This window comes from Enterobacter cloacae complex sp. 418I7, assembly GCF_050030705.1.
Lineage (GTDB): Bacteria > Pseudomonadota > Gammaproteobacteria > Enterobacterales > Enterobacteriaceae > Enterobacter > Enterobacter intestinihominis.
This window is the reverse complement of the sequence record NZ_JBLGUU010000001.1, coordinates 1,865,037-1,890,796: the sequence shown is the minus strand read 5'-3', so window position 1 is coordinate 1,890,796 and position 25,760 is coordinate 1,865,037. Positions and strand designations below refer to the sequence as shown.

General features: G+C 52.7%; 31 protein-coding genes, 1 pseudogene and 1 other annotated feature. Of the genes and pseudogenes, 12 read left to right on the top strand and 20 right to left on the bottom strand.

Annotated elements, in window-relative coordinates; translation table 11 throughout:
- Positions 1-14 precede the first annotated feature (14 nt).
- The 6 genes from pheS to thrS all read right to left on the bottom strand — a co-directional run bounded on the left by pheS (position 15) and on the right by thrS (position 4,479).
- Positions 15-998, bottom strand: coding sequence for a phenylalanine--tRNA ligase subunit alpha (gene pheS / locus ACQG0S_RS09165; RefSeq protein WP_022647837.1), 984 nt, complete (start codon positions 996-998; stop codon positions 15-17).
- A 62-nt stretch (positions 999-1,060) separates the two neighbouring features.
- Positions 1,061-1,185: a sequence feature (Phe leader region), on the bottom strand.
- Positions 1,136-1,180, bottom strand: a complete 45-nt coding sequence (gene pheM / locus ACQG0S_RS09160) for a pheST operon leader peptide PheM (protein WP_001386830.1) — start codon at positions 1,178-1,180, stop codon at positions 1,136-1,138. It overlaps the preceding feature by 45 nt.
- Before the next feature lie 117 nt (positions 1,186-1,302).
- A complete protein-coding gene (gene rplT, locus ACQG0S_RS09155) occupies positions 1,303-1,659 on the bottom strand; it encodes a 50S ribosomal protein L20 (RefSeq protein WP_000124850.1) in 357 nt (118 codons plus the stop codon).
- 50 nt (positions 1,660-1,709) lie between these two features.
- Entirely contained in the window at positions 1,710-1,907 is a 198-nt protein-coding gene (gene rpmI, locus ACQG0S_RS09150; RefSeq protein ID WP_001124225.1) for a 50S ribosomal protein L35, read from the bottom strand.
- 97 nt (positions 1,908-2,004) lie between these two features.
- Positions 2,005-2,547, bottom strand: a complete 543-nt coding sequence (infC, locus tag ACQG0S_RS09145) for a translation initiation factor IF-3 (RefSeq protein ID WP_059443439.1) — start codon at positions 2,545-2,547, stop codon at positions 2,005-2,007.
- Positions 2,548-2,550: 3 nt separating this feature from the next.
- Positions 2,551-4,479 (bottom strand): threonine--tRNA ligase, encoded by a 1,929-nt coding sequence (gene thrS / locus ACQG0S_RS09140; RefSeq protein WP_006809077.1) that lies wholly within the window; start codon positions 4,477-4,479, stop codon positions 2,551-2,553.
- 323 nt (positions 4,480-4,802) lie between these two features.
- On the opposite strand from thrS, the gene yncL reads away from it, so the two are divergent.
- Positions 4,803-4,895: a stress response membrane protein YncL gene (gene yncL / locus ACQG0S_RS09135; RefSeq protein WP_071785204.1), complete on the top strand. Its 93-nt coding sequence runs from the start codon at positions 4,803-4,805 to the stop codon at positions 4,893-4,895.
- A 98-nt stretch (positions 4,896-4,993) separates the two neighbouring features.
- A complete protein-coding gene (gene yniD, locus ACQG0S_RS09130) occupies positions 4,994-5,101 on the top strand; it encodes a small membrane protein YniD (RefSeq protein WP_003857815.1) in 108 nt (35 codons plus the stop codon).
- Between the two features lie 149 nt (positions 5,102-5,250).
- Here yniD and ACQG0S_RS09125 read toward each other — a convergent pair whose 3' ends face one another.
- The 3 genes from ACQG0S_RS09125 to ACQG0S_RS09115 form a co-directional block, all read right to left on the bottom strand.
- Entirely contained in the window at positions 5,251-5,484 is a 234-nt protein-coding gene (locus ACQG0S_RS09125; RefSeq protein WP_032622263.1) for a hypothetical protein, read from the bottom strand.
- 264 nt (positions 5,485-5,748) lie between these two features.
- Complete coding sequence (locus ACQG0S_RS09120; protein WP_022647833.1) at positions 5,749-6,507, bottom strand: DUF481 domain-containing protein; 759 nt, start codon at positions 6,505-6,507, stop codon at positions 5,749-5,751.
- Positions 6,508-6,512: 5 nt separating this feature from the next.
- Positions 6,513-6,785 carry a hypothetical protein gene (locus tag ACQG0S_RS09115; RefSeq protein ID WP_022647832.1) on the bottom strand — a complete coding sequence of 91 codons (273 nt, stop codon included), beginning with the start codon at positions 6,783-6,785 and terminating at the stop codon, positions 6,513-6,515.
- A gap of 17 nt (positions 6,786-6,802) precedes the next feature.
- Here ACQG0S_RS09115 and pfkB point away from each other — a divergent pair, with 17 nt between their 5' ends.
- The 3 genes from pfkB to ACQG0S_RS09100 all read left to right on the top strand — a co-directional run bounded on the left by pfkB (position 6,803) and on the right by ACQG0S_RS09100 (position 9,083).
- Complete coding sequence (gene pfkB, locus ACQG0S_RS09110) at positions 6,803-7,735, top strand: 6-phosphofructokinase II (RefSeq protein ID WP_048966334.1); 933 nt, start codon at positions 6,803-6,805, stop codon at positions 7,733-7,735.
- 91 nt (positions 7,736-7,826) lie between these two features.
- A complete protein-coding gene (gene ghoS, locus ACQG0S_RS09105; protein WP_003857822.1) occupies positions 7,827-8,117 on the top strand; it encodes a type V toxin-antitoxin system endoribonuclease antitoxin GhoS in 291 nt (96 codons plus the stop codon).
- A 105-nt stretch (positions 8,118-8,222) separates the two neighbouring features.
- Complete coding sequence (locus ACQG0S_RS09100) at positions 8,223-9,083, top strand: fructosamine kinase family protein (protein WP_048966333.1); 861 nt, start codon at positions 8,223-8,225, stop codon at positions 9,081-9,083.
- A gap of 32 nt (positions 9,084-9,115) precedes the next feature.
- Here the strand turns inward: ACQG0S_RS09100 and ACQG0S_RS09095 are convergent, their stop codons facing one another.
- Positions 9,116-9,652 (bottom strand): YniB family protein, encoded by a 537-nt coding sequence (locus tag ACQG0S_RS09095; protein WP_048966331.1) that lies wholly within the window; start codon positions 9,650-9,652, stop codon positions 9,116-9,118.
- Between the two features lie 140 nt (positions 9,653-9,792).
- On the opposite strand from ACQG0S_RS09095, the gene hxpB reads away from it, so the two are divergent.
- The 4 genes from hxpB to tcyP all read left to right on the top strand — a co-directional run bounded on the left by hxpB (position 9,793) and on the right by tcyP (position 13,559).
- A complete protein-coding gene (gene hxpB, locus ACQG0S_RS09090) occupies positions 9,793-10,464 on the top strand; it encodes a hexitol phosphatase HxpB (RefSeq protein ID WP_048966330.1) in 672 nt (223 codons plus the stop codon).
- Positions 10,465-10,592: 128 nt separating this feature from the next.
- Positions 10,593-11,354 carry a 2-dehydro-3-deoxy-D-gluconate 5-dehydrogenase KduD gene (gene kduD, locus ACQG0S_RS09085; RefSeq protein ID WP_048966329.1) on the top strand — a complete coding sequence of 254 codons (762 nt, stop codon included), beginning with the start codon at positions 10,593-10,595 and terminating at the stop codon, positions 11,352-11,354.
- Between the two features lie 95 nt (positions 11,355-11,449).
- Positions 11,450-12,040 carry a metal-dependent hydrolase gene (locus ACQG0S_RS09080; protein WP_015570742.1) on the top strand — a complete coding sequence of 197 codons (591 nt, stop codon included), beginning with the start codon at positions 11,450-11,452 and terminating at the stop codon, positions 12,038-12,040.
- A 127-nt stretch (positions 12,041-12,167) separates the two neighbouring features.
- The gene (gene tcyP, locus ACQG0S_RS09075) at positions 12,168-13,559 is read left to right on the top strand and encodes a cystine/sulfocysteine:cation symporter (RefSeq protein ID WP_022647826.1); all 1,392 of its coding nucleotides are present in this window, start codon (positions 12,168-12,170) and stop codon (positions 13,557-13,559) included.
- Positions 13,560-13,607: 48 nt separating this feature from the next.
- Here the strand turns inward: tcyP and cedA are convergent, their stop codons facing one another.
- Positions 13,608-13,847 carry a cell division activator CedA gene (cedA, locus tag ACQG0S_RS09070; protein WP_022647825.1) on the bottom strand — a complete coding sequence of 80 codons (240 nt, stop codon included), beginning with the start codon at positions 13,845-13,847 and terminating at the stop codon, positions 13,608-13,610.
- A gap of 201 nt (positions 13,848-14,048) precedes the next feature.
- Here cedA and katE point away from each other — a divergent pair, with 201 nt between their 5' ends.
- A complete protein-coding gene (gene katE, locus ACQG0S_RS09065) occupies positions 14,049-16,298 on the top strand; it encodes a catalase HPII (RefSeq protein WP_038415893.1) in 2,250 nt (749 codons plus the stop codon).
- Positions 16,299-16,390: 92 nt separating this feature from the next.
- Here katE and chbG read toward each other — a convergent pair whose 3' ends face one another.
- The 7 genes and pseudogenes from chbG to osmE all read right to left on the bottom strand — a co-directional run bounded on the left by chbG (position 16,391) and on the right by osmE (position 22,241).
- Positions 16,391-17,140, bottom strand: a complete 750-nt coding sequence (gene chbG, locus ACQG0S_RS09060; RefSeq protein WP_038415892.1) for a chitin disaccharide deacetylase — start codon at positions 17,138-17,140, stop codon at positions 16,391-16,393.
- An 11-nt stretch (positions 17,141-17,151) separates the two neighbouring features.
- Positions 17,152-18,507 (bottom strand): 6-phospho-beta-glucosidase, encoded by a 1,356-nt coding sequence (locus ACQG0S_RS09055; RefSeq protein WP_063137546.1) that lies wholly within the window; start codon positions 18,505-18,507, stop codon positions 17,152-17,154.
- Positions 18,508-18,615: 108 nt separating this feature from the next.
- Complete coding sequence (gene chbR / locus ACQG0S_RS09050) at positions 18,616-19,461, bottom strand: transcriptional regulator ChbR (RefSeq protein ID WP_255248587.1); 846 nt, start codon at positions 19,459-19,461, stop codon at positions 18,616-18,618.
- Positions 19,462-19,463: 2 nt separating this feature from the next.
- The gene (gene chbA, locus ACQG0S_RS09045; protein ID WP_022647820.1) at positions 19,464-19,811 is read right to left on the bottom strand and encodes a PTS N,N'-diacetylchitobiose transporter subunit IIA; all 348 of its coding nucleotides are present in this window, start codon (positions 19,809-19,811) and stop codon (positions 19,464-19,466) included.
- A gap of 47 nt (positions 19,812-19,858) precedes the next feature.
- Positions 19,859-21,217, bottom strand: a pseudogene (gene chbC / locus ACQG0S_RS09040) (PTS N,N'-diacetylchitobiose transporter subunit IIC).
- An 80-nt stretch (positions 21,218-21,297) separates the two neighbouring features.
- The gene (chbB, locus tag ACQG0S_RS09035; protein WP_225303350.1) at positions 21,298-21,621 is read right to left on the bottom strand and encodes a PTS N,N'-diacetylchitobiose transporter subunit IIB; all 324 of its coding nucleotides are present in this window, start codon (positions 21,619-21,621) and stop codon (positions 21,298-21,300) included.
- Positions 21,622-21,896: 275 nt separating this feature from the next.
- Positions 21,897-22,241: an osmotically-inducible lipoprotein OsmE gene (osmE, locus tag ACQG0S_RS09030; RefSeq protein ID WP_022647818.1), complete on the bottom strand. Its 345-nt coding sequence runs from the start codon at positions 22,239-22,241 to the stop codon at positions 21,897-21,899.
- A gap of 231 nt (positions 22,242-22,472) precedes the next feature.
- Here osmE and nadE point away from each other — a divergent pair, with 231 nt between their 5' ends.
- Together nadE and cho are read left to right on the top strand one after the other, a co-directional pair.
- A complete protein-coding gene (nadE, locus tag ACQG0S_RS09025; protein ID WP_022647817.1) occupies positions 22,473-23,300 on the top strand; it encodes an ammonia-dependent NAD(+) synthetase in 828 nt (275 codons plus the stop codon).
- Positions 23,301-23,415: 115 nt separating this feature from the next.
- Positions 23,416-24,294, top strand: a complete 879-nt coding sequence (gene cho / locus ACQG0S_RS09020) for an excinuclease Cho (RefSeq protein ID WP_032624399.1) — start codon at positions 23,416-23,418, stop codon at positions 24,292-24,294.
- Here the strand turns inward: cho and ves are convergent.
- A complete protein-coding gene (gene ves, locus ACQG0S_RS09015) occupies positions 24,272-24,829 on the bottom strand; it encodes an environmental stress-induced protein Ves (RefSeq protein WP_022647815.1) in 558 nt (185 codons plus the stop codon). The two genes, cho and ves, sit on opposite strands and share 23 nt — an antisense overlap.
- Positions 24,830-24,996: 167 nt before the next feature.
- Positions 24,997-25,491 carry an ATP-independent periplasmic protein-refolding chaperone Spy gene (gene spy, locus ACQG0S_RS09010; protein WP_022647814.1) on the bottom strand — a complete coding sequence of 165 codons (495 nt, stop codon included), beginning with the start codon at positions 25,489-25,491 and terminating at the stop codon, positions 24,997-24,999.
- Between the last annotated feature and the right edge of the window lie 269 nt (positions 25,492-25,760).

Sequence of the window (25,760 nt, the reverse complement as noted above, 5' to 3'; positions counted from 1 at the left end):
GTTCTTTCCTGCCCTTATTTAAACTGTTTGAGGAAACGCAGATCGTTTTCGAAGAACGCACGTAAGTCGGTTACGCCGTAGCGCAGCATGGTAAGACGCTCCATGCCCATACCGAACGCAAAGCCGGAGTATACTTCCGGATCGATACCTACGTTGCGCAGTACGTTTGGATGCACCATGCCGCAGCCCAGCACTTCCAGCCATTTACCGTTTTTACCCATCACGTCAACTTCCGCAGAAGGTTCAGTGAACGGGAAGTAGGACGGACGGAAACGAACCTGCAAATCTTCCTCAAAGAAGTTGTTCAGGAAATCGTGCAGTGTGCCTTTCAGGTTGGTGAAGCTGATGTTTTTATCAACAATCAGACCTTCCATCTGGTGGAACATTGGGGTGTGGGTCTGATCGTAGTCGTTACGGTATACGCGACCCGGCGCGATGATGCGGATCGGTGGAGCCTGCTCCTTCATGGTACGGATCTGAACGCCAGATGTCTGAGTACGCAGCAGACGGGTGGCGTCGAACCAGAAAGTGTCGTGGTCAGCGCGTGCCGGATGATGGCCAGGAATGTTAAGGGCATCGAAGTTGTGGTAGTCATCTTCAATTTCCGGGCCAGTCGCCACGGTAAAGCCGAGCTCACCGAAGAAACTTTCAATACGATCGATAGTACGGGTAACCGGATGCAGACCGCCGTTTTCGATACGGCGACCCGGCAGAGAAACGTCAATCGTTTCTGCCGCCAGACGCGCATTCAGTACTGCACTTTCCAGCTCAGCTTTACGTGCGTTCAGCGCCTGTTGTACCTGCTCTTTGGCTTCGTTAATCACTGCACCTGCTGCCGGGCGCTCCTCTGCTGGCAGTTCACGCAGGGTAGTCATCTGAAGGGTCAGATGCCCTTTCTTGCCCAGATATTCGACGCGGACATTGTCTAACGCGGCAACATCTGAGGCCTGGTTAATGGCGGCCGTTGCACTGGCAACCAGCTCTGCGAGATGTGACATGGTTTTCCTCATTATGTCGGTGCAGACACCGAATTGTTGGACGTAATCTCTCAAATTCAGGCACAAAAAAAGCCTCCATCGGGAGGCTTATCTGGCGCTGTTTTTCGTTTCATCTTTCACGCGCTAGCCTCCTGAAGTCAGGTGCTAAAGTAAAAGAAGAAGCGGAAAATAGCAGCATTCATGCTTGCGTTACCTTGTAGGGTAAAAACCGTTAAGACCTTATTGAAAAGCCTGGACGGGTAAATGTCAATCTTCTGATAAGGCGATATGAAAAGAGGGAGCAAAGCCCCCTCTTTCAACTGGCTTATGCCAGTGCTGCTTTCGCTTTTTCGACCAGAGCGGTGAACGCTACTTTGTCGAATACTGCGATGTCAGCCAGGATCTTACGGTCGATTTCAACAGAGGCTTTTTTCAGGCCGTTGATGAATTTGCTGTAAGAAATACCGTTCTGACGTGCTGCTGCGTTGATACGCGCAATCCACAGTTGACGGAACTGACGCTTACGCTGACGACGGTCACGGTAAGCGTACTGACCTGCTTTGATAACAGCCTGGAAGGCAACGCGGTATACGCGTGAACGCGCACCGTAGTAGCCTTTAGCTTGTTTCAAAATTTTCTTGTGACGTGCACGTGCAATTACACCACGTTTTACGCGAGCCATGTGTGCTCTCCTGTATCTATTCTAAGTTAAAAAAGTTAAACGTTAACGACTTATGCGTACGGCAGGCACGCGATGACCAGGCCCAGATCGCCTTTAGAAACCATGGCTTTTGGACGCAGGTGACGTTTACGCTTGGTAGCTTTCTTAGTCAGAATGTGACGCAGGTTAGCGTGCTTGTGCTTAAAACCACCTTTACCGGTTTTTTTGAAGCGCTTAGCAGCACCGCGTACGGTCTTAATTTTTGGCATTTTAATAACTTCCACTTCGCATTGTTAAATAAACGAAACATAGGCGAACAAAACCTATGGGGCCCGAAGGCTCCACAGATTTTGCTGCTTGAAGGCCTTACTGTTTCTTCTTAGGAGCGAGCACCATGATCATCTGGCGGCCTTCGATCTTCGTTGGGAAGGATTCGACTACTGCCAGTTCACTCAGATCTTCACGGACGCGGTTAAGCACTTCCATACCAATCTGTTGGTGGGCCATCTCACGACCGCGGAAACGCAGCGTGATCTTGGCCTTATCGCCATCTTCCAGAAAGCGAATCAGGCTGCGGAGTTTTACCTGATAATCGCCATCGTCGGTACCAGGACGGAATTTGATTTCCTTAACCTGGATAACTTTTTGCTTCTTCTTCTGTTCCTTAGAAGATTTACTCTTTTCATAAAGGAACTTGCCGTAGTCCATAATACGACAAACTGGCGGTTCGGCGTTAGGGCTGATTTCAACTAAATCTACTCCAGCTTCTTCAGCTTTTTCGATCGCTTCTCTCAGACTCACAATCCCCAGTGGTTCACCTTCAAGATCTGTTAAGCGAACTTCCTGGGCGCGAATCTCGCCATTGATACGATTCGGACGTGCCGTTTGAACTCGTTTTCCGCCTTTAATACCTTATTCCTCCAGTTGTTGAAGACTGCGGCTGCGAATCTCTTGTTGCAGCTTCTCAATCACTTCACTTACGTCCAGGCTCCCCAGGTCTTTACCACGGCGGGTGCGAACGGCAACTTTGCCTGCTTCCACCTCTTTATCACCACAGACCAACATATACGGGACACGACGTAAAGTGTGCTCGCGGATTTTAAAGCCAATCTTCTCATTTCTCAAGTCTGCTTTTACGCGAATGCCCGCATTTTGTAGTTTCTGCGTCAATTCTTTAACGTAATCCGCCTGAGAATCGGTAATGTTCATCACAACTACCTGCACTGGCGCAAGCCAGGTTGGGAAGAAGCCCGCGAACTCTTCAGTCAGGATGCCGATGAAGCGCTCCAGTGAACCGAGAATCGCACGGTGAATCATAACCGGCACCTGACGCTCGTTGTCTTCGCCAACATAAGAGGCGCTTAAACGCTGCGGCAGGGAGAAGTCCAGCTGTACCGTTCCGCACTGCCATGCGCGATCGAGGCAGTCATACAGGGTAAATTCAATTTTTGGACCGTAGAATGCGCCCTCGCCCAGCTGGTATTCGAACGGAATACCGTTCTCTTCCAGCGCCACGGCGAGATCCGCCTCTGCGCGATCCCATGTCTCATCGCTACCGATACGTTTTTCCGGACGCGTTGAGAGTTTGACCACGATCTTCTCGAAGCCAAAGGTGCTGTACATATCGTAGACCATACGAATACAGGCGTTAACTTCATCACGTACCTGATCTTCAGTACAGAAGATATGCGCATCATCCTGAGTAAAGCCACGAACACGCATCAGCCCGTGCAGCGCACCTGATGGCTCGTTACGGTGGCAGCTACCGAACTCCGCCATACGCAGCGGCAGATCGCGGTAGGATTTCAGACCCTGGTTGAAGATCTGAACGTGGCCCGGACAGTTCATTGGCTTGATGCAGTATTCACGGTTCTCAGACGAAGTGGTGAACATCGCATCTTTGTAGTTGTCCCAGTGGCCGGTTTTTTCCCACAGCACACGGTCCATCATGAACGGGCCTTTCACTTCCTGATACTGGTACTCTTTCAGCTTGGAGCGCACGAACGTTTCCAGTTCACGGAAGATTGTCCAGCCGTCGTTATGCCAGAACACCATCCCCGGCGCTTCTTCCTGCATATGATACAGGTCAAGCTGCTTACCGATTTTACGGTGGTCACGCTTAGCCGCCTCTTCCAGGCGTTGCAGGTACGCGTTCAGGGCTTTCTTATCGGCCCACGCGGTACCATAGATACGCTGCAACATTTTATTGTTGCTGTCGCCACGCCAGTAGGCGCCTGCGATTTTCATCAGTTTGAAGTGATGACAGAAGCGCATATTCGGCACGTGCGGTCCACGGCACATGTCGACATATTCTTCGTGATGGTACAAGCCAGGCTTGTCATCATGAGCGATGTTTTCATCAAGAATCGAGACTTTATAGCTCTCGCCGCGCTTCACGAAGGTTTCACGCGCTTCATGCCAGCTGACTTTCTTCTTGATGACGTCATAGTTCGTTTCGGCGAGCTCATGCATACGTTTTTCGAGCGCGTCGATATCTTCCTGTGTCAGGGTGTGGTCAAGGTCAACGTCGTAGTAGAAGCCGTTGTCGATAACCGGGCCGATCGCCATTTTGGTGTTGGGCCACAGCTGCTTAATAGCATGACCTAACAGGTGCGCACAGGAGTGACGAATGATCTCCAGACCTTCTTCGTCTTTCGCGGTGATGATCGCAAGCGTTGCATCGCTTTCAATCAGATCGGACGCGTCTACCAGCTCACCGTTTACGCGGCCTGCAATGGTTGCTTTTGCGAGTCCAGGACCGATATCCAGGGCAACATCCATTGGGCTTACAGCGTGGTCGAAATGGCGTTGGCTGCCATCAGGAAGAGTAATTACAGGCATTTTATATCCTTATTTGCAGTGATGCCCCACACATAAGAGCATATACAAAGAAAATAATCGTGATTAAACAGTAGATTACGAAACCATCTGACCAACAATCGTCAAATTGGTTCGTCATCATGCACCTGCCGATTCAGATAAATGCGGATTTACGGCAAGCAGCGTAATGGTAACACTATTAACAGGGCGAATGCACCTTCCCGCGACCGATTTGAACCGCTCATCCTTATGTCTGCGTTCATGAACTTTTGTTGACGGGGGCTCGCAATCCGAAAGTGCTGAGCTATTCTTGATCTGGTCCTTAAACATCGAAGGGGTATCACATGAATGTATCGAGCAGAACCGTTGTGATATTGAATCTACTTTCCGCTGCTGGTCTGGTATTGATACTGGCCGACAGATTCCACTGGTTTTAAGCCGAACCGCTGTTCTGGCATAACCTGTTGTCCCGGGTAAAGCGCTTTCTGGCGCAGACTTTGGTAGACTAAGGGTATCAACTGACAAGGATTGGGTTATGCCAACAAAAAGATTTGCCGTTAAGCACTGGAAAATGGTCGTGGTGTTAATCGCTATTTGCGGCGCGATGTTGCTGCTGCGTTGGGCCGCGATGATCTGGGGCTAATATTATGTCAGCGAAAACGTGCCGTGAATTTACTGAATAAATCTTAACTATCTTTACGATAATTTATGGTCCAAAACCGGTACGTCATAATCCGGTTTTCGCCAGGCTGTGACAGCGTATATATTCCATCACATGTGGCAGTTGAAATATCAGGACCACTCACCCGCCACCAGCTTGTGTACATCAAATGCATCATTCATTGACTGGCCGGTAGACTGGGAGCCAGGGGCAATGTTGGAGCCTGCTTCAACATCAGAGGCTTTAGCGATCCCGACTGGGCTGTTAACGTCACTGGCAGGTTGCGTCATATTATCAGCAGCAAATACGCCAAATGAAAGTGCGGAAAGCACCATCGCTGCTGTAGCGGTTTTGATTTTTTTCATAATTCTGTTCTCATACTTAATTAATGCAGAAATGCCTGAGGCGAGTTTTTTGCCTGTGCCGTAAGTGTAGATCTAGATCACACTTTTGCCTAGTCAAATTATTTATCAAATCGTGTCAAATAAACTGAAAAAGGCCTGGTCGCCTAATTATGGAGAAATTATGAAGACGAAAGCATGCCTATTATTTCAAAACGCCGTTTAGTATAAATAAGCACAGTTTCAAAAAATAAAAAACAGGCCGAGAATAGTCCCGGCCCGAAGAAATTACATTTTATAACCTAAAGAAATCGTGGTTCGGCGATCGGTATGTTCCGGCGCGGAATCAGGCGGTGAAGAGTTCCAGGTTACGTTGTACGCCACCTTGAGTCCAAAGTGTTCGTTGATAGCCACGTTCAACGCACTTTCAGAGTTCAGCGTTGTATCTTCAGCACCAAACACCGACACACCCTGGGTGAATTTAGCGTTGTCAGTCATTTGCCATGCGTAGGTGCCCGATGCATAACCCAGCGGCTGGGTTTCATCTTCGCCGTTGGTGTACTCGTCGTAACGGACACCCGGACCGAATTCAAAACGGAGGCTGTGCACCGGTCCATTCAGGAACTGACGACCATAACCCGCAGTCATGACATCGCGCTGGCGATAGCCGTTGTAGCGGTCAGTAAGCCAACTCGCCTGCCCGAACAGGTAGTCATAATCTGTCATGTTGTAACGGCTACGCCCACCTACCGCGTATTTCTCAGAGGAGCGTTCATCGTTAGCAGACGTGTTGCTGGCATTGCCCCACAGCGACCAGGCCGTGGTGTTGCCGTACCAGGTCAGGGTGCTGTCTGCGGTCATGGAGGAGCTTTTCGTGTTACCGGATTGCGCCAGATACCCGGCATTCACGTTACCTTCAAAGGGTTTTTTGGCAGTGGAGGGATCGTCCATGACAGTAAAAACGGTATCATCGGCGGTTGCATTCAGTGACGCAAATACGCCACCCGCCAGCATCAGTGCTGCGGGTACTGTCTTCAAAAGCTTCATTTATTTTAGGAGTCCGTACAACATAAAAAGAGACCGTCACGGTCTCGGAAACTTTCTTGCGGATCAATGACAAGGCGACCATAGAAAGGTAACAAATTATAAAAAGCCGCAAATAACATAGCAATAATTTCTTCTTTCATTTTTTGAATAAGAACGATCCCAAAACGCGATTTAATGTATATACCCGGCCAAGGTTTTTTGTCAGCATTCATTTTTAAAATCATACTGTTATTTACGTTGCCTTCCTGCCAAACGGTGCCAGGCTTAAAATAACCCATGATAAAAGGAGGTCATGATGGCTTCGATTTACACGCTGACGCTCTCCCCTTCCCTCGACTCTGCGACCATGACGCCGCAAATCTATCCGGAAGGTAAGCTGCGCTGTAGCGCGCCGGTGTTTGAGCCGGGCGGCGGCGGCATTAACGTGGCGCGCGCAATTACCCATCTCGGCGGAAAAGCAACCGCCATCTTCCCCGCTGGCGGCGCCACGGGTGAGCATCTGGTTGCGTTGCTGGCAGATGAACAGGTTGCCGTAGATACCGTTGACGCCAGAGACTGGACCCGGCAAAACCTGCATGTTCATGTTGAATCCAGCGGCGAGCAATATCGTTTTGTGATGCCAGGGGCGAAGTTGAGCGATGATGAGTTTCGTCAACTGGAAGAGAAAGTGCTGACCATTGAAAGCGGCTCATTGCTGGTGATCAGCGGTAGCCTGCCGCCGGGCGTCAAAACAGAAAAGCTGACGGCACTGGTTCAGGCGGTGCTCCAGCGCGGCATCCGCTGCATTGTCGATAGCTCAGGCGATGCCCTGAAGGCGGCGTTAGAGCCCGGACAACTTGAACTTGTCAAACCTAACCAGAAAGAGCTCAGTGCGCTTGTCAATCGCGAGCTCAACCAGCCTGATGACGTGCGTACTGCCGCAGAAGAGCTGGTACGCACGGGCAAAGCGCATCGCGTTGTAGTCTCTCTCGGTCCTCAGGGTGCGCTGGCCGTCGACAAGACGGGCTGCGTGCAGGTTGTTCCACCGCCGATGAAAAGTCAGAGTACCGTGGGTGCCGGTGACAGTATGGTTGGCGCGATGGTGCTGAAGCTGGCGCAGGGCGCTTCGCTTCTGGAGATGGCACGCTATGGCGTCGCGGCAGGGAGCGCTGCCACCATCAATCAGGGAACCCGTCTGTGTTCGCTTGCGGATACCCAGAAAATTGTCGATTACCTGGCGAAAAGCTGAACGTGCTTCCCCTTCCCGTGGAGGGGGAAGTCGCCAAATATGGCTTATCGACTATGCTAAGAAAACTTTCAGGATAACAACGAGGTGAATTATGAGCAGTGGTGATATCACCCGCTACGTCGTAACCGTCAATATTCATGAAGCATCGCTGACCGAACTGAATGAACTCAACAACGCTTTCACGCGGGCGAATTTTCTGCTCACGCTGACGGACGATGAGGGCAATATTCACGATCTCGGCTCGCTGGCCTTTGGCCTGATAAGCCCGCTGAGTCAGGAGGAGGTGAAGGCGCTGGCCAGTAGCCTGGTGGAAAGCGTGACTGACAAAGCCACGGAAATTGATGTGGATAGCTGGGAAAACTGGCATAAAAAAGAGCAATAAGTGCCCTGTACAAAATTAAACCGCTCAGTTGTGCGTTAGTTCCTGTTTTTTTATGGCCGTTTTGCGCTAACTTTATGATCTGGCAGACAACATGGGAGAGACATCATGTGGCAGGCTATCAGTCATCTTTTAAGTGAGCAACTGGGTGAAGGTGAAATTGAACTGCGTAACGAACTGCCAGGCGGAGAGATCCATGCCGCATGGCATTTACGTTACGCCGGGCGCGATCTCTTCGTAAAATGTGATGAGCGCGAATTGCTCCCCATTTTTACGGCCGAAGCCGATCAGCTTGAGTTGTTATCGCGCAGTAAAACAGTCAACGTTCCACAGGTTTTAGCCGTTGGCAGCGATCGTGACTACAGCTTTCTGGTGATGAACTATCTTCCGGCGCGCCCTCTGGATGCGCACAACGCCTTTATTCTCGGCCAACAGATCGCCCGTTTGCACCAGTGGAGCGATCAACCTCAGTTTGGGCTCGATTTCGATAACGACCTCTCAACCACCCCACAGCCAAACGCGTGGCAACGCCGCTGGTCGACTTTTTTTGCCGAGCAGCGCATAGGCTGGCAGCTGGAGCTGGCCGCTGAAAAGGGACTAGCGTTCGGCAACATCGACGCGATTGTTGAACACATTCAGCAGCGTCTGGCTTCGCATCAGCCTCAGGCTTCCCTTCTGCACGGTGATTTATGGTCGAACAACTGCGCGCTTGGGCCTGATGGTCCCTATATATTTGACCCGGCCTGCTACTGGGGCGACAGAGAATGTGACCTCGCGATGCTGCCGTTGCACCCTGAACAGCCGCCGCAAATTTATGATGGCTATCAGTCTGTCTCGCCGTTACCTGCGGGTTTCCTTGAACGTCAGCCGGTTTATCAGCTGTACACCTTGCTAAACCGGGCGATTTTGTTTGGCGGGAGTCATCTTTTGAATGCCCAGCGGGCGCTGGACCGTATCCTGGCGGCATAGCGGGAGGGGGCGGCAATACGCCCCCTTTTACATTACAGGAAGCCGAGCAGCGTAAAGAAGAAATACCCGGCCACAATGATAATAACCGGCAGGATATAGAGCGGGAAAAACTGCACAAAAATGGTATGACGCGGAACGACAATGCGCGATTCGATCTGCTCGCCGCTCATCCCGTCAGGGCCTTTCGCCTTCTCAAGTATCAGCTGATCTTCCACCCCTTCGCGTAAAAAGCGGGTCTGGCGACTCATGCGCGCGCCGGAGGCCTGCAACGCCATCGCGATAAAGATCAACGCATAGATTATCCAGAACCCGACATTCAGCTGGTGGTGAAAATCCGGGGTGGGCGAGTTGAACCAGAAGACGTTCAGGAATGGGGTGTTAAACCGCATCATCTCAATCATGACGTGGGCAAAATCAAGCATGACGGCATTAATGCCCGGCTGTTTTTCGCTGTGATCGTACATAAATTTAAGTACGGAGATCAGCGTTGAAATCAGGGCGGGAATGAAAATAACCCAACCAGCAATACGTTTTAAGACTGCGATGCGTCCAGCTTGTTGATACGTCATTAGTTCCTCTTCATAAAGACGCGTTATTTGTGCCTAAGTCTACCTGCTGTCGGTCATTTTCGCCCGATCTTTGGATGCAATATGCTAAATTGCTTGTGCTTAGCACCGTTCGTCTTACCCCAAGATAAGGAGATGTTGTAATGTCGACACCGCGCCAGATACTTGCCGCTATTTTTGACATGGATGGATTGTTGATTGATTCCGAACCCCTGTGGGATCGGGCTGAACTGGACGTGATGGCCAGCCTCGGCGTCGATATCAGTCGTCGTAATGAGCTTCCCGATACCCTGGGGCTGCGCATCGATATGGTGGTTGACCTTTGGTATGCCCACCAGCCATGGGTTGGCCCGGATTGCGACGAAGTTACGGCGCGCATTATCAACCGCGCTATCTCCCTTGTTGAAGAGAATAAGCCTCTGTTACCGGGCGTACGCGACGCTATCGCCCTGTGCAAGGCGCAAGGGCTGAAAGTGGGGCTTGCCTCTGCCTCACCTCTGCATATGCTGGAAAAAGTGCTGACGATGTTCGGGCTGCGCGACAGCTTCGACGCGCTGGCCTCGGCCGAAAAGCTTCCTTACAGCAAGCCACATCCGCAGGTGTATATGGACTGCGCCGCGAAACTGGGGCTGGATCCGCTTACCTGTGTGGCGCTGGAAGATTCGGTTAACGGCATGGTGGCGTCCAAAGCCGCACGTATGCGCTCCATCGTTGTGCCGGCTGAAGAAGGCCGACACGATCCCCGCTTTGCCCTCGCAGATGTCAGGCTGACGTCTCTTGAAGAATTGACTGCCCGCCATCTGCGCGGAGAGTAACGCTCTTTCAGGCAGCTTCGGCTGCCTGTATCACAAAATCAAAACAACGTTTTACTTTATTTGCTTTTCTCATTCCAGACTCCTATCCTTACGTGCAGAATGACAATAACCTGACTTCTGAGGCGCGTATGATACTGGATGCTTTTACTCTGGCAGGAAAAGTGGCGATGGTGACCGGGTGCGATACCGGTCTGGGGCAAGGCATGGCCATTGCCCTCGCCCAGGCAGGATGCGATATCGTGGGGGTAAACCGCAAGGTTCCTGACGAAACGGCAGCGCGCGTCACGGCGCTGGGACGGCGCTTTATCGCAATTCGCGCCGATCTCGGCAAGCATGAGAGTATTCAGAGCGTCGTGGATACCGCCGTCACAGAGATGGGCCGCATCGATATTCTGGTTAACAATGCCGGCACCATTCGTCGGTGCGATGCGCTGGAATTTAGCGAGAAGGACTGGGACGAGGTCATCGATCTCAATCTGAAATCGGTCTTTTTCCTCTCTCAGGCAGTAGCGAAACAGTTTATCGTGCAGGGTCAGGGCGGCAAGATCATTAACATTGCCTCCATGCTCTCCTTCCAGGGCGGCATTCGGGTGCCGTCCTATACGGCTTCGAAAAGCGGCGTCCTCGGGCTCACCCGCCTGCTGGCAAACGAATGGGCGCCGCTAGGTATTAACGTGAACGCTATCGCGCCAGGTTATATGGCGACAAATAACACCCAACAACTTCGCGATAATGAGCAGCGCAGCCAGGCGATCCTCGACCGTATTCCGGCGGGCCGCTGGGGACTTCCGGAGGATTTACAGGGTCCGGTGGTGTTTCTGGCCTCGGCGGCGTCGGATTACGTTAACGGCCATACCCTTGCCGTAGACGGTGGCTGGCTGGCGCGCTAACCGCCGGTTTGTGACAAAGAGTTACACCGTCACCTCTTTCACACACTGTATAAAAACCCTATACTGTATGGATTGACAGTTTACCGGGTTTTATCATGACGGCGGAAGGCCACCTGCTTTTTTCACTTGCCTGTGCAGTGTTTGCTAAAAACGCTGAACTGACCCCTGTGCTGGCCCAGGGGGACTGGTGGCATATTGTCCCTTCTGCCGTGCTGACCTGCCTGCTGCCGGACATCGACCATCCAAAATCATTCCTTGGTCAGCGGCTGAAGTGGATTTCAAAACCCATCGCCAGAGCCTTTGGTCATCGCGGGTTTACCCACAGCCTACTGGCCGTATTTGGCCTGCTTACACTCTTCTATTTGAAGGTTCCCGAGAGTTGGATAGTCCCGGCGGATGCCATTCAGGGCATGGTGCTCGGCTACTTAAGCCATATCCTCGCCGATATGCTGACGCCAGCGGGCGTTCCGCTGCTCTGGCCCTGCCGCTGGCGTTTCCGCCTGCCAATCCTCGTGCCGCAAAAAGGCAACCAGCTGGAGCGCGTTCTGTGCATGGCGCTGTTTGCCTATGCCGTCTGGATGCCGCAGACATTGCCCGAAAATGGTGCAGTGCGCTGGTCATCGCAGATGATCAACTCGCTGCAATTTCAGTTCAATCGTTTTATTAATCACCAGATTGAACATTAAACCGACAATATAATCACTTTTGTCATAAACCATTCCATATGGATATAAGCGCCACATCACACTTCTGATAACCTTGCGCCAACAGGTTCGGTAAAAACCGACCGTATAATAAATCAGGAGAACGGGGATGAATTTTCCACTCATCGCGAACATTGTTGTGTTCGTCGTATTGCTATTGCTTCTCGCCCAGGCTCGCCACAAACAGTGGAGCCTGGCGAAAAAGGTACTGGTTGGTCTGGTCATGGGCGTGGTGTTTGGCCTGGCCTTACACGCTATTTACGGCTCCGACAGCCCGGTACTGAAAGATTCCATTCAGTGGTTCAACATTGTCGGTAACGGCTATGTACAGCTGCTGCAAATGATCGTTATGCCGCTGGTATTCGCCTCAATTCTGAGCGCCGTAGCCCGGCTGCATAATGCTTCTCAACTGGGTAAAATCAGTTTCCTGACCATTGGCACCCTGCTCTTCACCACGCTGATTGCGGCGCTGGTGGGTGTGCTGGTTACCAATCTGTTTGGCCTGACTGCTGAAGGTCTGGTGCAGGGTAGCGCTGAAACCGCGCGTCTGACGGCGATTGAGACCAACTACGTGGGTAAAGTGGCCGATCTGACCGTTCCGCAGATGGTGCTCTCCTTCATTCCGAAAAACCCGTTTGCTGACCTTACCGGTGCAAGCCCAACCTCCATTATCAGCGTAGTGATCTTCGCTGCGTTCCTGGGCGTGGCTGCGCTGAAGCTGCTGAAGGACGATGCGCCGAAAGGCGAGCGGGTTCTGACTGCCATCGATACCCTGCAAAGCTGGGTAATGAAGCTGGTGCGTCTGGTCATGCAGCTGACGCCGTACGGTGTCCTGGCGCTGATGACCAAAGTCGTGGCAGGTTCTAACCTGCAAGACATCATCAAGCTTGGCAGCTTTGTGATTGCCTCGTACCTCGGTCTGGGCATCATGTTTGTTGTGCACGGCATCCTGCTGGCGGTGAACGGCGTTGGCCCGCTGAAATATTTCCGCAAAGTCTGGCCGGTGCTGACCTTCGCCTTCACCAGCCGTTCCAGCGCGGCATCGATTCCGCTGAACGTGGAAGCACAGACACGTCGTCTGGGCGTACCCGAGTCTATCGCCAGCTTCTCGGCCTCCTTTGGCGCCACCATCGGGCAGAACGGCTGTGCGGGTCTCTACCCGGCGATGCTGGCCGTGATGGTTGCCCCAACCGTGGGTATTAACCCGCTGGATCCGGTCTGGATTGCGACGCTGGTCGGTATCGTGACCATTAGCTCCGCCGGTGTTGCGGGCGTGGGCGGCGGCGCGACCTTCGCTGCGCTGATCGTTCTGCCTGCGCTGGGGCTGCCGGTAACGCTGGTTGCCCTGCTGATCTCTGTTGAACCACTGATCGATATGGGTCGTACCGCGTTGAACGTGAGTGGTTCAATGACCGCCGGTACCCTGACCAGCCAGTGGCTGAAGCAGACCGACAAAACGATTCTCGACAGTGAAGATGATGCCGAACTGGCACATCGTTAATCACTGCTGAAATAAAAAAACCGCCATCGGGCGGTTTTTTTATGGCTGTTATTCTTCAACCTCTTCATCCTGGCGGGTCTGCATTGCCCATCGCTGCGCCGATTCCGGCACCGTAAACGCAGGGGAACGACGGAAATGCTCGCCAATCAGCACGAAGGCAACGTATTTACCCCGCAGCATCCAGACATCGCGAAAACCATCCACCTTCAGGGCATGGTCTGGCGGCGCGGGCTCAACGCGGGGTACATAGCTAATAACCTGGCGGTTTTGTTGACGAAGAGGTTTCATAAGCGACGGGTTCACTAAAGCAAATTCTTAAAGCAGGAAATTTCTATCATAGCCGATTCTCCCCCCGCCCGTCGCGCCTGACGTATCGCAGATGGCTCCTTTCGCTAATCAATATCTGAAAACGCTTAGTTCGCCTGCTAATTCTTAACATTGTTCTATCCTTAATAGGGTTTTTAGGAATGAACAAAGGAGAAGCGTGCAATGTCGAACAATGATAAACCACATCAGTCACCCATTCATGGGACTGAAGAATCTCAACCGGGAATGGACTCACTTGCCCCAGCCGACGGCTCACACAAACCATCACCGGGTCCTTCCGCACCGGGTGAACAGCCTACCGCCCCGGGCAGCATGAAAGCCCCGGAAACGGAAAACGAAAAGCTGAAATCGCTCGATCCTCACCGCAAGGGCGGTGAAGGCCATGCGCTGACCACGAACCAGGGCGTTCGCATTGCCGATGATCAGAACTCCCTGCGCGCCGGAACGCGCGGCCCGACGCTGCTGGAAGATTTCATCCTGCGCGAAAAAATCACCCATTTCGACCATGAGCGTATCCCTGAGCGTATCGTCCACGCTCGCGGCTCCGCGGCGCACGGCTATTTCCAGCCGTACAAGAGCCTGAAGGAGATCACCAAAGCAGATTTCCTTTCCGATCCGAACAAAATCACACCGGTGTTTGTGCGTTTCTCTACCGTACAGGGCGGCGCGGGTTCGGCCGACACGGTGCGTGATATCCGCGGCTTCGCCACCAAATTCTATACCGAAGAGGGCATTTTCGACCTCGTCGGGAATAACACCCCGGTTTTCTTCATACAGGACGCGCATAAGTTCCCTGACTTTGTCCATGCGGTAAAACCAGAACCACACTGGGCCATACCGCAGGGACAAAGTGCGCATGACACATTCTGGGACTACGTCTCCCTGCAACCGGAAACCCTTCACAACGTGATGTGGGCGATGTCTGACCGGGGGATCCCGCGCAGCTATCGCACCATGGAAGGCTTTGGTATTCATACCTTCCGTCTGATTAACGCTGAAGGTAAAGCGACGTTTGTGCGTTTCCACTGGAAACCGGTCGCGGGGAAAGCGTCGCTGGTGTGGGATGAAGCGCAGAAGCTGACCGGACGCGATCCGGACTTCCACCGTCGCGAACTGTGGGAATCCATTGAAGCCGGTGATTTCCCGGAATACGAGCTGGGGTTACAGCTGATCCCGGAAGAAGACGAGTTCAAATTCGACTTCGACCTGCTCGACCCGACCAAGCTTATTCCTGAAGAGTTGGTGCCGGTTCAGCTGGTGGGTAAAATGGTGCTTAACCGCAACCCGGATAACTTCTTCGCGGAAAATGAGCAGGCAGCGTTCCACCCGGGCCATATTGTGCCGGGGCTGGACTTCACCAACGATCCGCTGCTGCAGGGTCGTCTGTTCTCTTACACCGATACGCAGATCAGCCGTCTTGGTGGACCTAACTTCCATGAGCTCCCAATCAACCGTCCGACCTGTCCGTACCATAACTTCCAGCGTGACGGGATGCATCGCCAGGATATCGATACCAACCCGGCGAACTACGAGCCGAACTCCATTAACGATAACTGGCCGCGTGAAACCCCGCCGGGGCCTAAACGTGGCGGATTCGAGTCGTATCAGGAGCGCGTGGACGGAACAAAAATTCGCGAGCGCAGCCCGTCATTCGGCGAATATTACGCTCAGCCTCGCCTGTTCTGGAACAGCCAGACCCCGATCGAACAGCAGCACATTATCGGCGGCTTCAGCTTCGAGCTGAGCAAAGTGGTGCGTACCTACATTCGCGAGCGCGTGGTCGACCATCTGGCGCATATTGATATCCAGCTTGCTCAGGGCGTAGCGAATAATCTCGGCATTACGCTGACTGACGAGCAATGCCATGCTGCACCGCCTAAAGACGTGAACGGGCTGAAGAAGGATCCGTCCCTGAGCCTGTACGCGGTACCTGGCGGGTCGATCAAAGGCCGCGTAGTGGCTATCCTGCTGAACGATAAACCGCGCGCCAGCGACGTGCTGGGGATCATGAGGGCGCTCAAGACTCAGGGCGTACATGCCAAACTGCTTTACTCACGCATGGGTGAAGTGACGGCCGATGATGGCTCCGTCCTGCCGATTGCCGCGACCTTTGCCGGGGCACCGTCCCTGACGGTTGATGCGGTGATTATGCCGTGCGGCGACGTTGAGAGTTTGCTCGGTAACGGTGATGCCGCCTATTATCTGCTGGAAGCCTATAAGCACCTGAAGCCAATCGCCCTCGCAGGCGATGCGCGGAAGTTTAAATCGCTGCTGAAGGTACCGGCTCAAGGGGAAGAAGGCATTGTCGAAGGTGATAACATTGACGATGCGTTTATGACCCGGCTGTTTGACCTGCTCGCCGCGCACCGCGTGTGGTCGCGCAGCAGCAAGATTGACCAGATACCGGCGTAAAAAAAGCCGGGTGGCGATACGCTTACCCGGCCTATATTTCGACTGATGTTGTAGGCCCGGTAAGGCGAAGCCGTCCCCGGGCTTTATTTTGCTCACAAATCCCTGAACGTCCCCAGACGATACCCACGCTCGGCAATCGCATACTTCAACGACGCCGACGTTAGCACGTCCAGTTCCGCCAGACGCGGCCAGCAGTAGGCGCTCTTACGTACGATGTTATCGACAAACGCCGGATGCGCCATTACCTCAAGCGAGCGCTCCCCTTTTGCGGCGGAGGCATCCAGCACCTTCAGGAACAGCGCTTCGTCGATATCGTCGCCATAAAATGCGCTGCTGAACCCCTCCGTTGACGTCACCGCAACGTCCGGCAGCCCGCGCACCTCCCGATCCACGCGCATCGCCACGCCTTTACGTTTGGCAAATTCTGCCACAAGCGGGAAAATCGCCGGGATCATATGCACATGATGATGACTGTCGATATGGGTGGGCTCGCGGCCAAACACATCCACAAAGCGGTTAAACTGGCAGTCCAGCTCGCGGGCAATCTCATCAAGCGGCAAAGCGTCCTGCTCCGCCATTTCCCAAATCCATTTACCCAGTTGCCCGTCGCGCGTCAGCCCCGGCATCGGTGAAAGGGGCAACCCAAGCGTCAGCACAAAGTGCATGCCCACGCCCAGTTCGGGCAGCTCACGGCTTAACTGCGCCGCATGTTCCACCGCCTCACCGTTGATGAGCGCTGTTGTAGAGGTCACGACGCCCCGGCGACAGGCTTCGATAATGCCGTAGTTCTGCCCTTTTGACAGGCCGAAATCATCGGCATTGACGATCAGCAGGTTTTCCATCGCGCCTCCTCTTAACGGTGTGTGAGTTTCAGTTTCTCAACCGTTGCAGCAAAGTTTGGCAGCCATTTCTCATGCGCCAGGATCATCTCACTCGCGAGTTTTTCAGCGTCACGGTCAGAATGCACCAGCGGGCTCAGGTTCAGCGCCAGCAGCACGTCATTCAGCTCGCCGCTCAGGGCCGCATTGCTCGCCGCCACTTCAAAGCCTTTGATGGTATGAATCAGGCCCATCACCTTATCGTCGAAGTGGGTAATGCGGGGATGCGGTTTTGCACCCTCGCGCCCAAGGATGCAGGTCATCTCCACGGCCCAGTCTGCCGGGATATTGTCGATGTGCCCATGATGCGGAACGTTCACATAGTGCTCGGCCTGCTTGTCATTGTAAATGGCGTTGATCACTTCACACGCGGCATCTGAATAGTATGCTCCACCACGCTGCTCAAGCTCTTTCGGTTTGATGTTCAGGTTCGGATCTTTATACAAATCAAAAAGCTGCTTCTCTACTTTCTGCACAACCTGAGCGCGTGCGCCACCTTTGTAGTATTCGCCCATTTCAATCGCCAGCATCTCTTTCTGCTTGAAGTAGTAAAGCAGATACGAGCACGGCAGCAGATTCAGGGAGCGGATCAGCCCTTCGCTGAACGGCAGATCGAAGATGTTTTTCACCGAGGCCGCGGTCAGGCGACCAGAGGCAACGCCATCAAGCAGTTCCGCAAAGCGCGATTGCCCGTTCACAATCACATCTTTGATAAAGACCATGTGGTTCAGGCCGAACAGGTCAATGGACAATTCATCGTTATCGGTTAGCGCCAGCACATCGCGGATGAACATCTTCATGCCGATCGGAATATTGCAGACGCCGATAAAGCGTTTGAAACCGGTGTGACGATAGACTGCCTCGGTGACCATCCCGGCCGGGTTGGTAAAGTTAATCACCCACGCGTTCGGGCAGATCTCCTCCACGTCTTTAATGATGTCAAAAATGACCGGAATCGTACGCAGACCTTTAAACAGGCCACCTGCCCCGTTGGTTTCCTGGCCCAGATAACCGTGGCTCAGCGGAATACGCTCGTCCAGCTCACGCGCCTTCAGCTGGCCGACGCGCAGCTGGGTGGTCACGAAGTCAGCATCTTTCAGCGCCTGGCGGCGATCCAGCGTTTTATGCACGGTTAAAGGCACGCCTGCTTTTTCAACCATGCGTTTGCACAGTTCAAAAATAATATTTAGCTTCTCCTGACCTTCTTCAACATCCACCAGCCATAATTCGCTGACCGGTAATTCATGATAACGTTTCAGGAAACCTTCAAGTAATTCCGGGGTATAGCTGCTGCCGCCACCAATGGTTACCACTTTTAATTTCTTTTGCATAAACTCTCCCTTAGCTTATCAGGGTAATCGCCTGCAAGGTATAGCGTACTCTTCCCGCTATTTGGGCAAGCCATTACGTCAATATTCCTGGCGGATAACCGCCGAAAGTTAATTAATTACCGTTAAATTTTTGCGGTAACTGTTCGGTGTGAATGAAGTCATTTTCTTAAAGGTTTTAATAAACAGGCTGGGGCTGCTGTAACCCGATTCGTAAGCGATATCGGTGACAGAGTAGTTAGTAATTTCCAGCTGTTTTTTGGCAAAATTGATGCGGATTTCATTAATAATTTGAACAGGCGTTTTACGGTAATAGCGCTGCGTGGCGCGCGTTAAATATTCCTGCGATTTACCCGACAGCGCCACCATGTTTTCCAGGGCGTTATCGCTGAACTGTCCTTTGTCGTGCATCAGCTCCACGGTACTGCGCAGCCACTGAGGAATATCATCCACCACCTGCTGTTCTTCACGGTGATGGCGAAGACGGTTCATGACGTAGAACGTCACGGTTTCAATAAATTCATCAAATTCATTGTCGCGGAAATTCAGCGAGGCGATAACCGTTTCAATCCAGGTCATAAACTCATTTTTAACGCGATAGACCTGTGACGCCACAAAGCAGAACGGAACCAGCGGCAGATAGTGCTTCTCGAAGAAACGCCTGCTCACCCCTACGTTAAGAATGCGCGTCGCACCAAACTCATAAAAGCTCTGGTGATAGGACCCCATCGGCAGGAAGACGAAATCGCCACGCTCAAGCAGGACGCGCTTACCGTTGATCTCCTGATAGTAGCGGCCGGTCAGAACAATCGTGAACTCGTAGTAGTCATGCTGGTGCAGACCGCTGGCGCTCTCCGTTTTGTTGTAAATCACCACGTGAAAATTCTTGCCATTAAACAGCTGCTGCTCATGTGCGGTTTTGATTTCCATCGTGCTGACCTCCTGGTGCCTGTTCAGACTTACTGCATCTTCTCGTGAAGCTCGATGAGCTCCGCTACCATCTCGCGCGCCAGCATGGATGTCATCAGGTGATCCTGCGCATGTACCAGCACCAGACTCACTTTCATCTTCCCTTCGCCCTGGTCGCTTTCGATGAGTTTCGTCTGCACCAGATGCGCTTCGTTTAACGCCGTACGGGACTGCTCCATCATGGTTTTCGCGGCAACAAAATCGCCCTGCTTAGCCTGCTTAAGCGCCGCATACGCCAGGCTTCGCGCCTGCCCGGAATTGATGATGAGCCCCATCACCACCTCTTCCAGATCGTTCACTGCGGTTTCTTCGGCAACGATACTCTCTAAATCTAACATCTTTAAGCTCCTTTACGCTGGCGCGGGTTGCCCCGCGCCGTGCAATTTTAGAATTTCAGTGCGAGGGCGATATCCTCTTCGCTCTCTTCTTCATCGATAACCGTTGCAGCCTTGTTCGCAATCGCCACGAACGGCATGTAGAGCAGGGTTGCAATCCCGAGGTTGAATATCGCCAGCAGGAAGGCGGCCACGCTACCGTTGGTGTTGAAGAACGCGCCCAGACCAGCTGGCATCGTCCACGGCGCAATGTTGGTCACCGGCGGGATAATGCCCAGGTAATACGCCGTCAGCGTAATCGCGGCCAGCAGCGGCTGAACCAGGATGAATGGAATGAACATCACCGGGTTCATGATAATTGGCAGACCAAACAGGATCGGCTCGTTAATCTGGAAGATGCCTGACGGCAGGGCCAGCTTCGCAACCTGACGATGGTCGGCGCGGCGAGAGACAATAAAGACCGCGATGATCAGACCCAGCGTCGCCCCGGTACCGCCCAGGAAGATATAGGAGTCAAGCATCGGCTTCGCCCACACATGGAAGGTTTTACCGGCCGCCAGCGCCGCATCGACGGAGCCGTACTACTGGTAAAGCGCGACGTTTTCCAGTGCCCACGGGGTCATAATACCGCTGTCCAGCGCCGCCAGTGCCAGTGAACCATGCACGCCGAAGAACCACAGCAGGGAGGTAAAGATGACATACGCCCAACCGACCACGCTACCCATCGACGCCAGCGGCGTTGAGATAGAGTCCATAATGATCTGGTGGAAGTTAGTCCCCCAGTGAGAGAGCGCCCAGGCAATAATCCCCATGATGGAGAGAATAATGAAGCCCGGTATCAACGCGGAAAATGAACGAGAAACGGAGGCCGGAACGCTATCCGGCAAGCGGATAACCCAGTTGCGGCGAATAATAAAGGTGAACATTTCGGCCACCACCAGTCCGATAATAATACCGGAAATGATGTTTGCCCCACCCAGCCAGTTGGCGCCCACGGCGTAAGCGTCGCCCACGCTGTACGGCGTGACGGTCATAAACGCGGCAATGGACAGTAAGCCCGCCGCCAGCGGATCCACCTTACGCTCTTCCGCCAGCGCCATTCCGATAAAGAAAGGCGCCATTAGCGACATAATACCCAACGTACCGTTGTATACGTTGCCGCCAATGGCTTTTAAACCATTAAGGGTTTCAATAGTGGAAGCATCTAACCTAATTCCTAATGAATAAAAAAAGGAACCTTCTCCAAAGCTGAGAAAAACGTTGTTAATTAAAACGAACATTGCCCCGGCTAATGTCAACGGCATTAATTTAATAAAGCCGTTCTTAATGGCATTAACGTGAGGCTGCTTTCCTATTTTAACAGCAAAAGGAAGGAGTACCTTTTCAAGTGAAGCGATGACTTTACTCATAGGAAAATACCCTTAAATGCCGCAACGACCGTTACGGCGTATTGTGTGTGAAATAACTCTTTGACGGGAAAAATAAAAAATTAATTAGCAGCTTTTTTAATCGCCGCAACAGCAGCTTTTAATACACCTAAACCATCAATCTTGCCGTATAAAACGGAATCGATCACTTCGACCGGCTTATTAGGGAGCAAACGTTGAATTTCTGGCAGCATATAAGCGATTTGTGGCCCGAGTAAAATTACATCTGCTGTCTGGCCCTTTTCGCCCGCCAGCGTTTCCGGAAACGCCTCAATCACCACAGGGACTTCATATTTTTCGGCCTGCGCGCGCATTTTTGAAACCAGCAGCGAAGTGGACATGCCCGCAGAGCAGAACAAGTAGATATGTTTCTTTTCCATGATAATTTCCCTCTTATTGGTCTGACCGCCGTCGCGCTATCACTCGACTCGCTATCCTGGCTGACGGGCAGTGTGCTGAACATTGTTTGTCGTTGAAGTGAGTATACGCAATGGTACAGGGAGGGGATAATTCTGGATAGACTCAAATTGTCTCTCATTGACCTGGCTTGTTGACTACCTTCACATTTCAGGCAAATATTTCGCGCTAAGAAATAAGATTTACGTATGCATAAAAAAACCGGCCATCAGGCCGGTTTGTTAACACTTTCAGGCAAGCGCGGTTACTGCGCCTTAGGTGCCTGTGGATCGGTGTCGTATTCAGCGCAGGTCTGGTAGCCCGAATTGATCACGTGACCGGTATCATCCAGGGCGACAAAGTAGGTTTCTGCCTTACCATTACGTTGACCCAGAATATAGGTCTGGCAGGTGCCACGCGCGTGGATCATAGTGACTTCTGAAGAAGGTTTACCGGCAATGGCTGCAACCTGGGAACGCGTCATGCCTTTTTTGACGTCTTTTACCACTGGCTGTGTGAACTGATCTGTGGTGCGATCGTAAGCTGTACACCCAGCCAGCATAGTCAGTACCGCCGCTGCGCTTAAAATTCCTGCTACGTTCTTGTTCATATTCCGTCCTCTTGTTTATCAGCGTGTTAACTAAGCATGGGATAAAAATTACTATTGTTCAACTTTGCGAGTTACGCCAGACGAATTTCGGAAAATTCTAATAAAACAACGATAAGCTGCTAAATCGCTGTAAAACAGTACACTCAAAACTGTGATCCTTGTCGTTTCCCCGACAAAGGGTTAGTTTTAACAGATCACACTTTCTGTTTGGTTCTGCATAGGGAGGGCGTAATGGCTCTGCAACAAGAAATTATTCAGGCGCTGGGCGCGAAACCTGCGATTAATGCCAATGAAGAGATCCGTCGTAGCGTTGATTTTTTGAAAGCTTACCTGTCCGCACACCCTTTCCTGAAGACGCTGGTACTGGGTATCAGCGGCGGTCAGGACTCCACTCTGGCCGGTAAACTAAGCCAGATGGCCATCACCGAGCTTCGTGACGAGACCGGTGACACCGCACTGCAATTTATTGCCGTACGTCTGCCGTATGGCGTGCAGGCCGACGAGCAGGACTGTCAGGATGCGATCGCCTTTATTCAGCCGGACCGAGTTCTAACCGTGAATATTAAAGGTTCGGTGCTGGCAAGCGAGCAGGCCTTGCGTGAAGCCGGTATTGAACTGAGCGATTTTGTTCGTGGCAACGAGAAAGCCCGTGAGCGCATGAAAGCGCAGTACAGTATCGCAGGGATGACCAAAGGGGTCGTCGTCGGCACCGACCACGCCGCGGAAGCCATCACCGGTTTCTTCACCAAATACGGCGATGGCGGCACGGACATCAACCCCCTCTTCCGCCTGAACAAGCGTCAGGGTAAGCAACTGCTGGCGGCGTTGGGCTGCCCGGAGCACCTGTATAAGAAGGCGCCAACGGCAGACCTGGAAGACGATCGCCCTTCCCTGCCGGATGAAGCCGCGCTGGGTGTGACCTATGACAACATCGATGATTATCTGGAAGGCAAAACGCTCGACGAAGGTACCGCAAAAATTATTGAAGGCTGGTATCTGAAAACCGAGCACAAACGCCGTCCACCCATTACGGTGTTTGATGATTTCTGGAAAAAGTAAAAGCAAAACGGTAACTCAGTTTTGCAGGCCGGGTAAGGCGTAGCCGCCACCCGGCTCTTTTTTAACCACCAAACACCTGCTACACTGTATGCCTGAACAGTATATGGAGCAGTATGTGAGCAGGCGTCAATCCGCCCCGCGTCTTGAGTTTGAAGCGGCGGCTATCTACGAATATCCCGAGCATCTTCGCCCCTGGCTTGAGGCGCTGCCTAAACAGCCTGGCGTCTATTTCTTCCACGGCGACAGCGACACCATGCCGCTCTATATCGGCAAAAGCGTAAATATCCGCAGTCGGGTGATGTCGCACCTGCGTACGCCGGACGAAGCGTCGATGCTCAGACAGTCCCGGCGGATCACCTGGATCGAGACGGCAGGTGAACTGGGCGCGCTTCTGCTCGAAGCCCGGCTCATCAAGGAACAGCAGCCGCTGTTTAACAAACGCCTGCGCCGCAACCGCCAGCTGTGTTCCTTGCAGGTTAACGCGGGAAAACCGCAGGTCGTTTATGCCCGGGAAGTGGATTTTTCGCATGAACCGAATCTTTACGGTCTGTTTGCCAACAAACGTGCCGCACTGCAAACTCTGCAATCCCTTGCTGATGAATTACAGCTTTGTTACGGCCTGTTAGGACTGGAAGCGACTACCCGCGGTCGCGCCTGTTTCCGCTCCGCGCTGAAACGCTGCGCCGGGGCGTGCTGTGGAAAAGAGAGCGTTGAAGAACATCATGCCCGATTTATGGCTGGCCTGGCCTCAATCAGCGTCAACTGCTGGCCGTGGGAAGGCGCGGTGGCGTTGAAAGAGACCCGCGATGCGATGACGCACTATCACGTCATCCGCAACTGGCTCTGGCTTGGCGCGGTTGAAAGTCTGGATGACGCTGCCGCCCTGCTGCGCACACCTGCCGGGTTCGATCAGGATGGCTACAAAATTCTCTGTAAGCCGCTGTTAACCGGTAAATATGAGATAGTCATGCTCAATGACCCGGCAGCCAGGTAATTTCACTGAACAGCAGCGACCCCTTCGTTTCCAGTAGACGGAGGGTATGGCTGCCCTCTTGCCAGCTGGCGCCCTGATCGGCGGTCAGTAATTTATCGCCCAGTTGCCAGGCGCCGCTTAATACGAACGCCACGCCACCGCGTGATGCGAAGGTAGTGAACGTTCGGGTAGCAACGCGCACCTTTGCCTGGCAGTGCTCCCGTCGGGTCATGACATTGAAATCCATCGACATCTGCCCCTCCGTGAGCACGGCTTTCACCGTCAAATCGCCCGCAAAGCCGTAAGGCTGATGGTGTTTCAGGGTATGGCAAAACGCCCTCCCCGCATCCAGCGTCACCTCGCCGCCTTCCAGCAGCGTAATCACCCGGTCAACGCCCGGAAACGCGGAGAATTCGCCGTTACTGGCGATGGAGGCGATGCTGGCCCGCCAGGAAAAATCCCGCGTCGCGGGAGGGAAACAGCAAATCTCACGCGTCTCGCCCGCGCCGTTACGCCAGAGACTGACGGGTATTTTACGGATATCAAAGAATTCCATGACCACTCCTGAAGGACGCACCGTGCGCCAGGGCATTTTCACAGACGTATTATCGGCAACGGTATGGCCAGACCTTAGGCATGGGGCAAAAGAAAAACCGCCGGTCCTGTCCACAGCGTTTTCGCTTGTGTAGACAGGAGCCCGGCGGTCTTAAGAGAGTGAACCGATTATTCGGCTGGTGCAGGCATTTTACCTTCCGGCGCTGCACGTTCTGTCAGACGCTTCTCAAAATTGGCATTAAATTGCTTTTTCTGTTCCGGCGTCAGAATGTTGTAAATCTTGTTCTGGGTTTCCATGTGGGCCAGCATGCGCGCTTTATGCTGCTCGGCCATTTTGTCGATCTGCGCTTCTGCTTTTGCTTTGTCGAAGCTGTCGCTGGCAATGATGTCATGCATCGCGCGGCGCTCTTCCAGCGGAGGACGTTTCATCTGGTCACGCTGACTTTTCCTGATGTCGCGGATCTGCTGCTTCTGCGCATCGGTCAGGTTCAGATCTTTAAACATCATCATCTCATGATGCATACCCGGCTTGCCTTTATGATGCATCATCATTTTGCCTTCTGCCGGCGCGGCGGTAGTGGTCGCGGTATCGGCGGCGAACGCCATGCTGGTAGCGCCCAGAGCCAGGGTAGAGGCAACAAACAGTGCAGTTAATTTACGCATAATGTCTTTCCTTACTTTCAGTTATTCTTCGGCGCTATGCCGTGTTGACGAGATTAACTTTACGGGGTTTATCGTCAATTAGTCAGAGCAACGGTAAAACAATGAAAGTATAAAAAACACGTTTTCGCCAATTATGGAGAAATTAAGGAAAAAGCGTGGAGAGATGAAACAAAAATATTCAACAGGATGATTTTAAAGAGATTATGGAGGAGTATAGCGAAGTGCCGTTTAATAATAAAGCAATTCTCCAGGAATATTCCGCAAACACT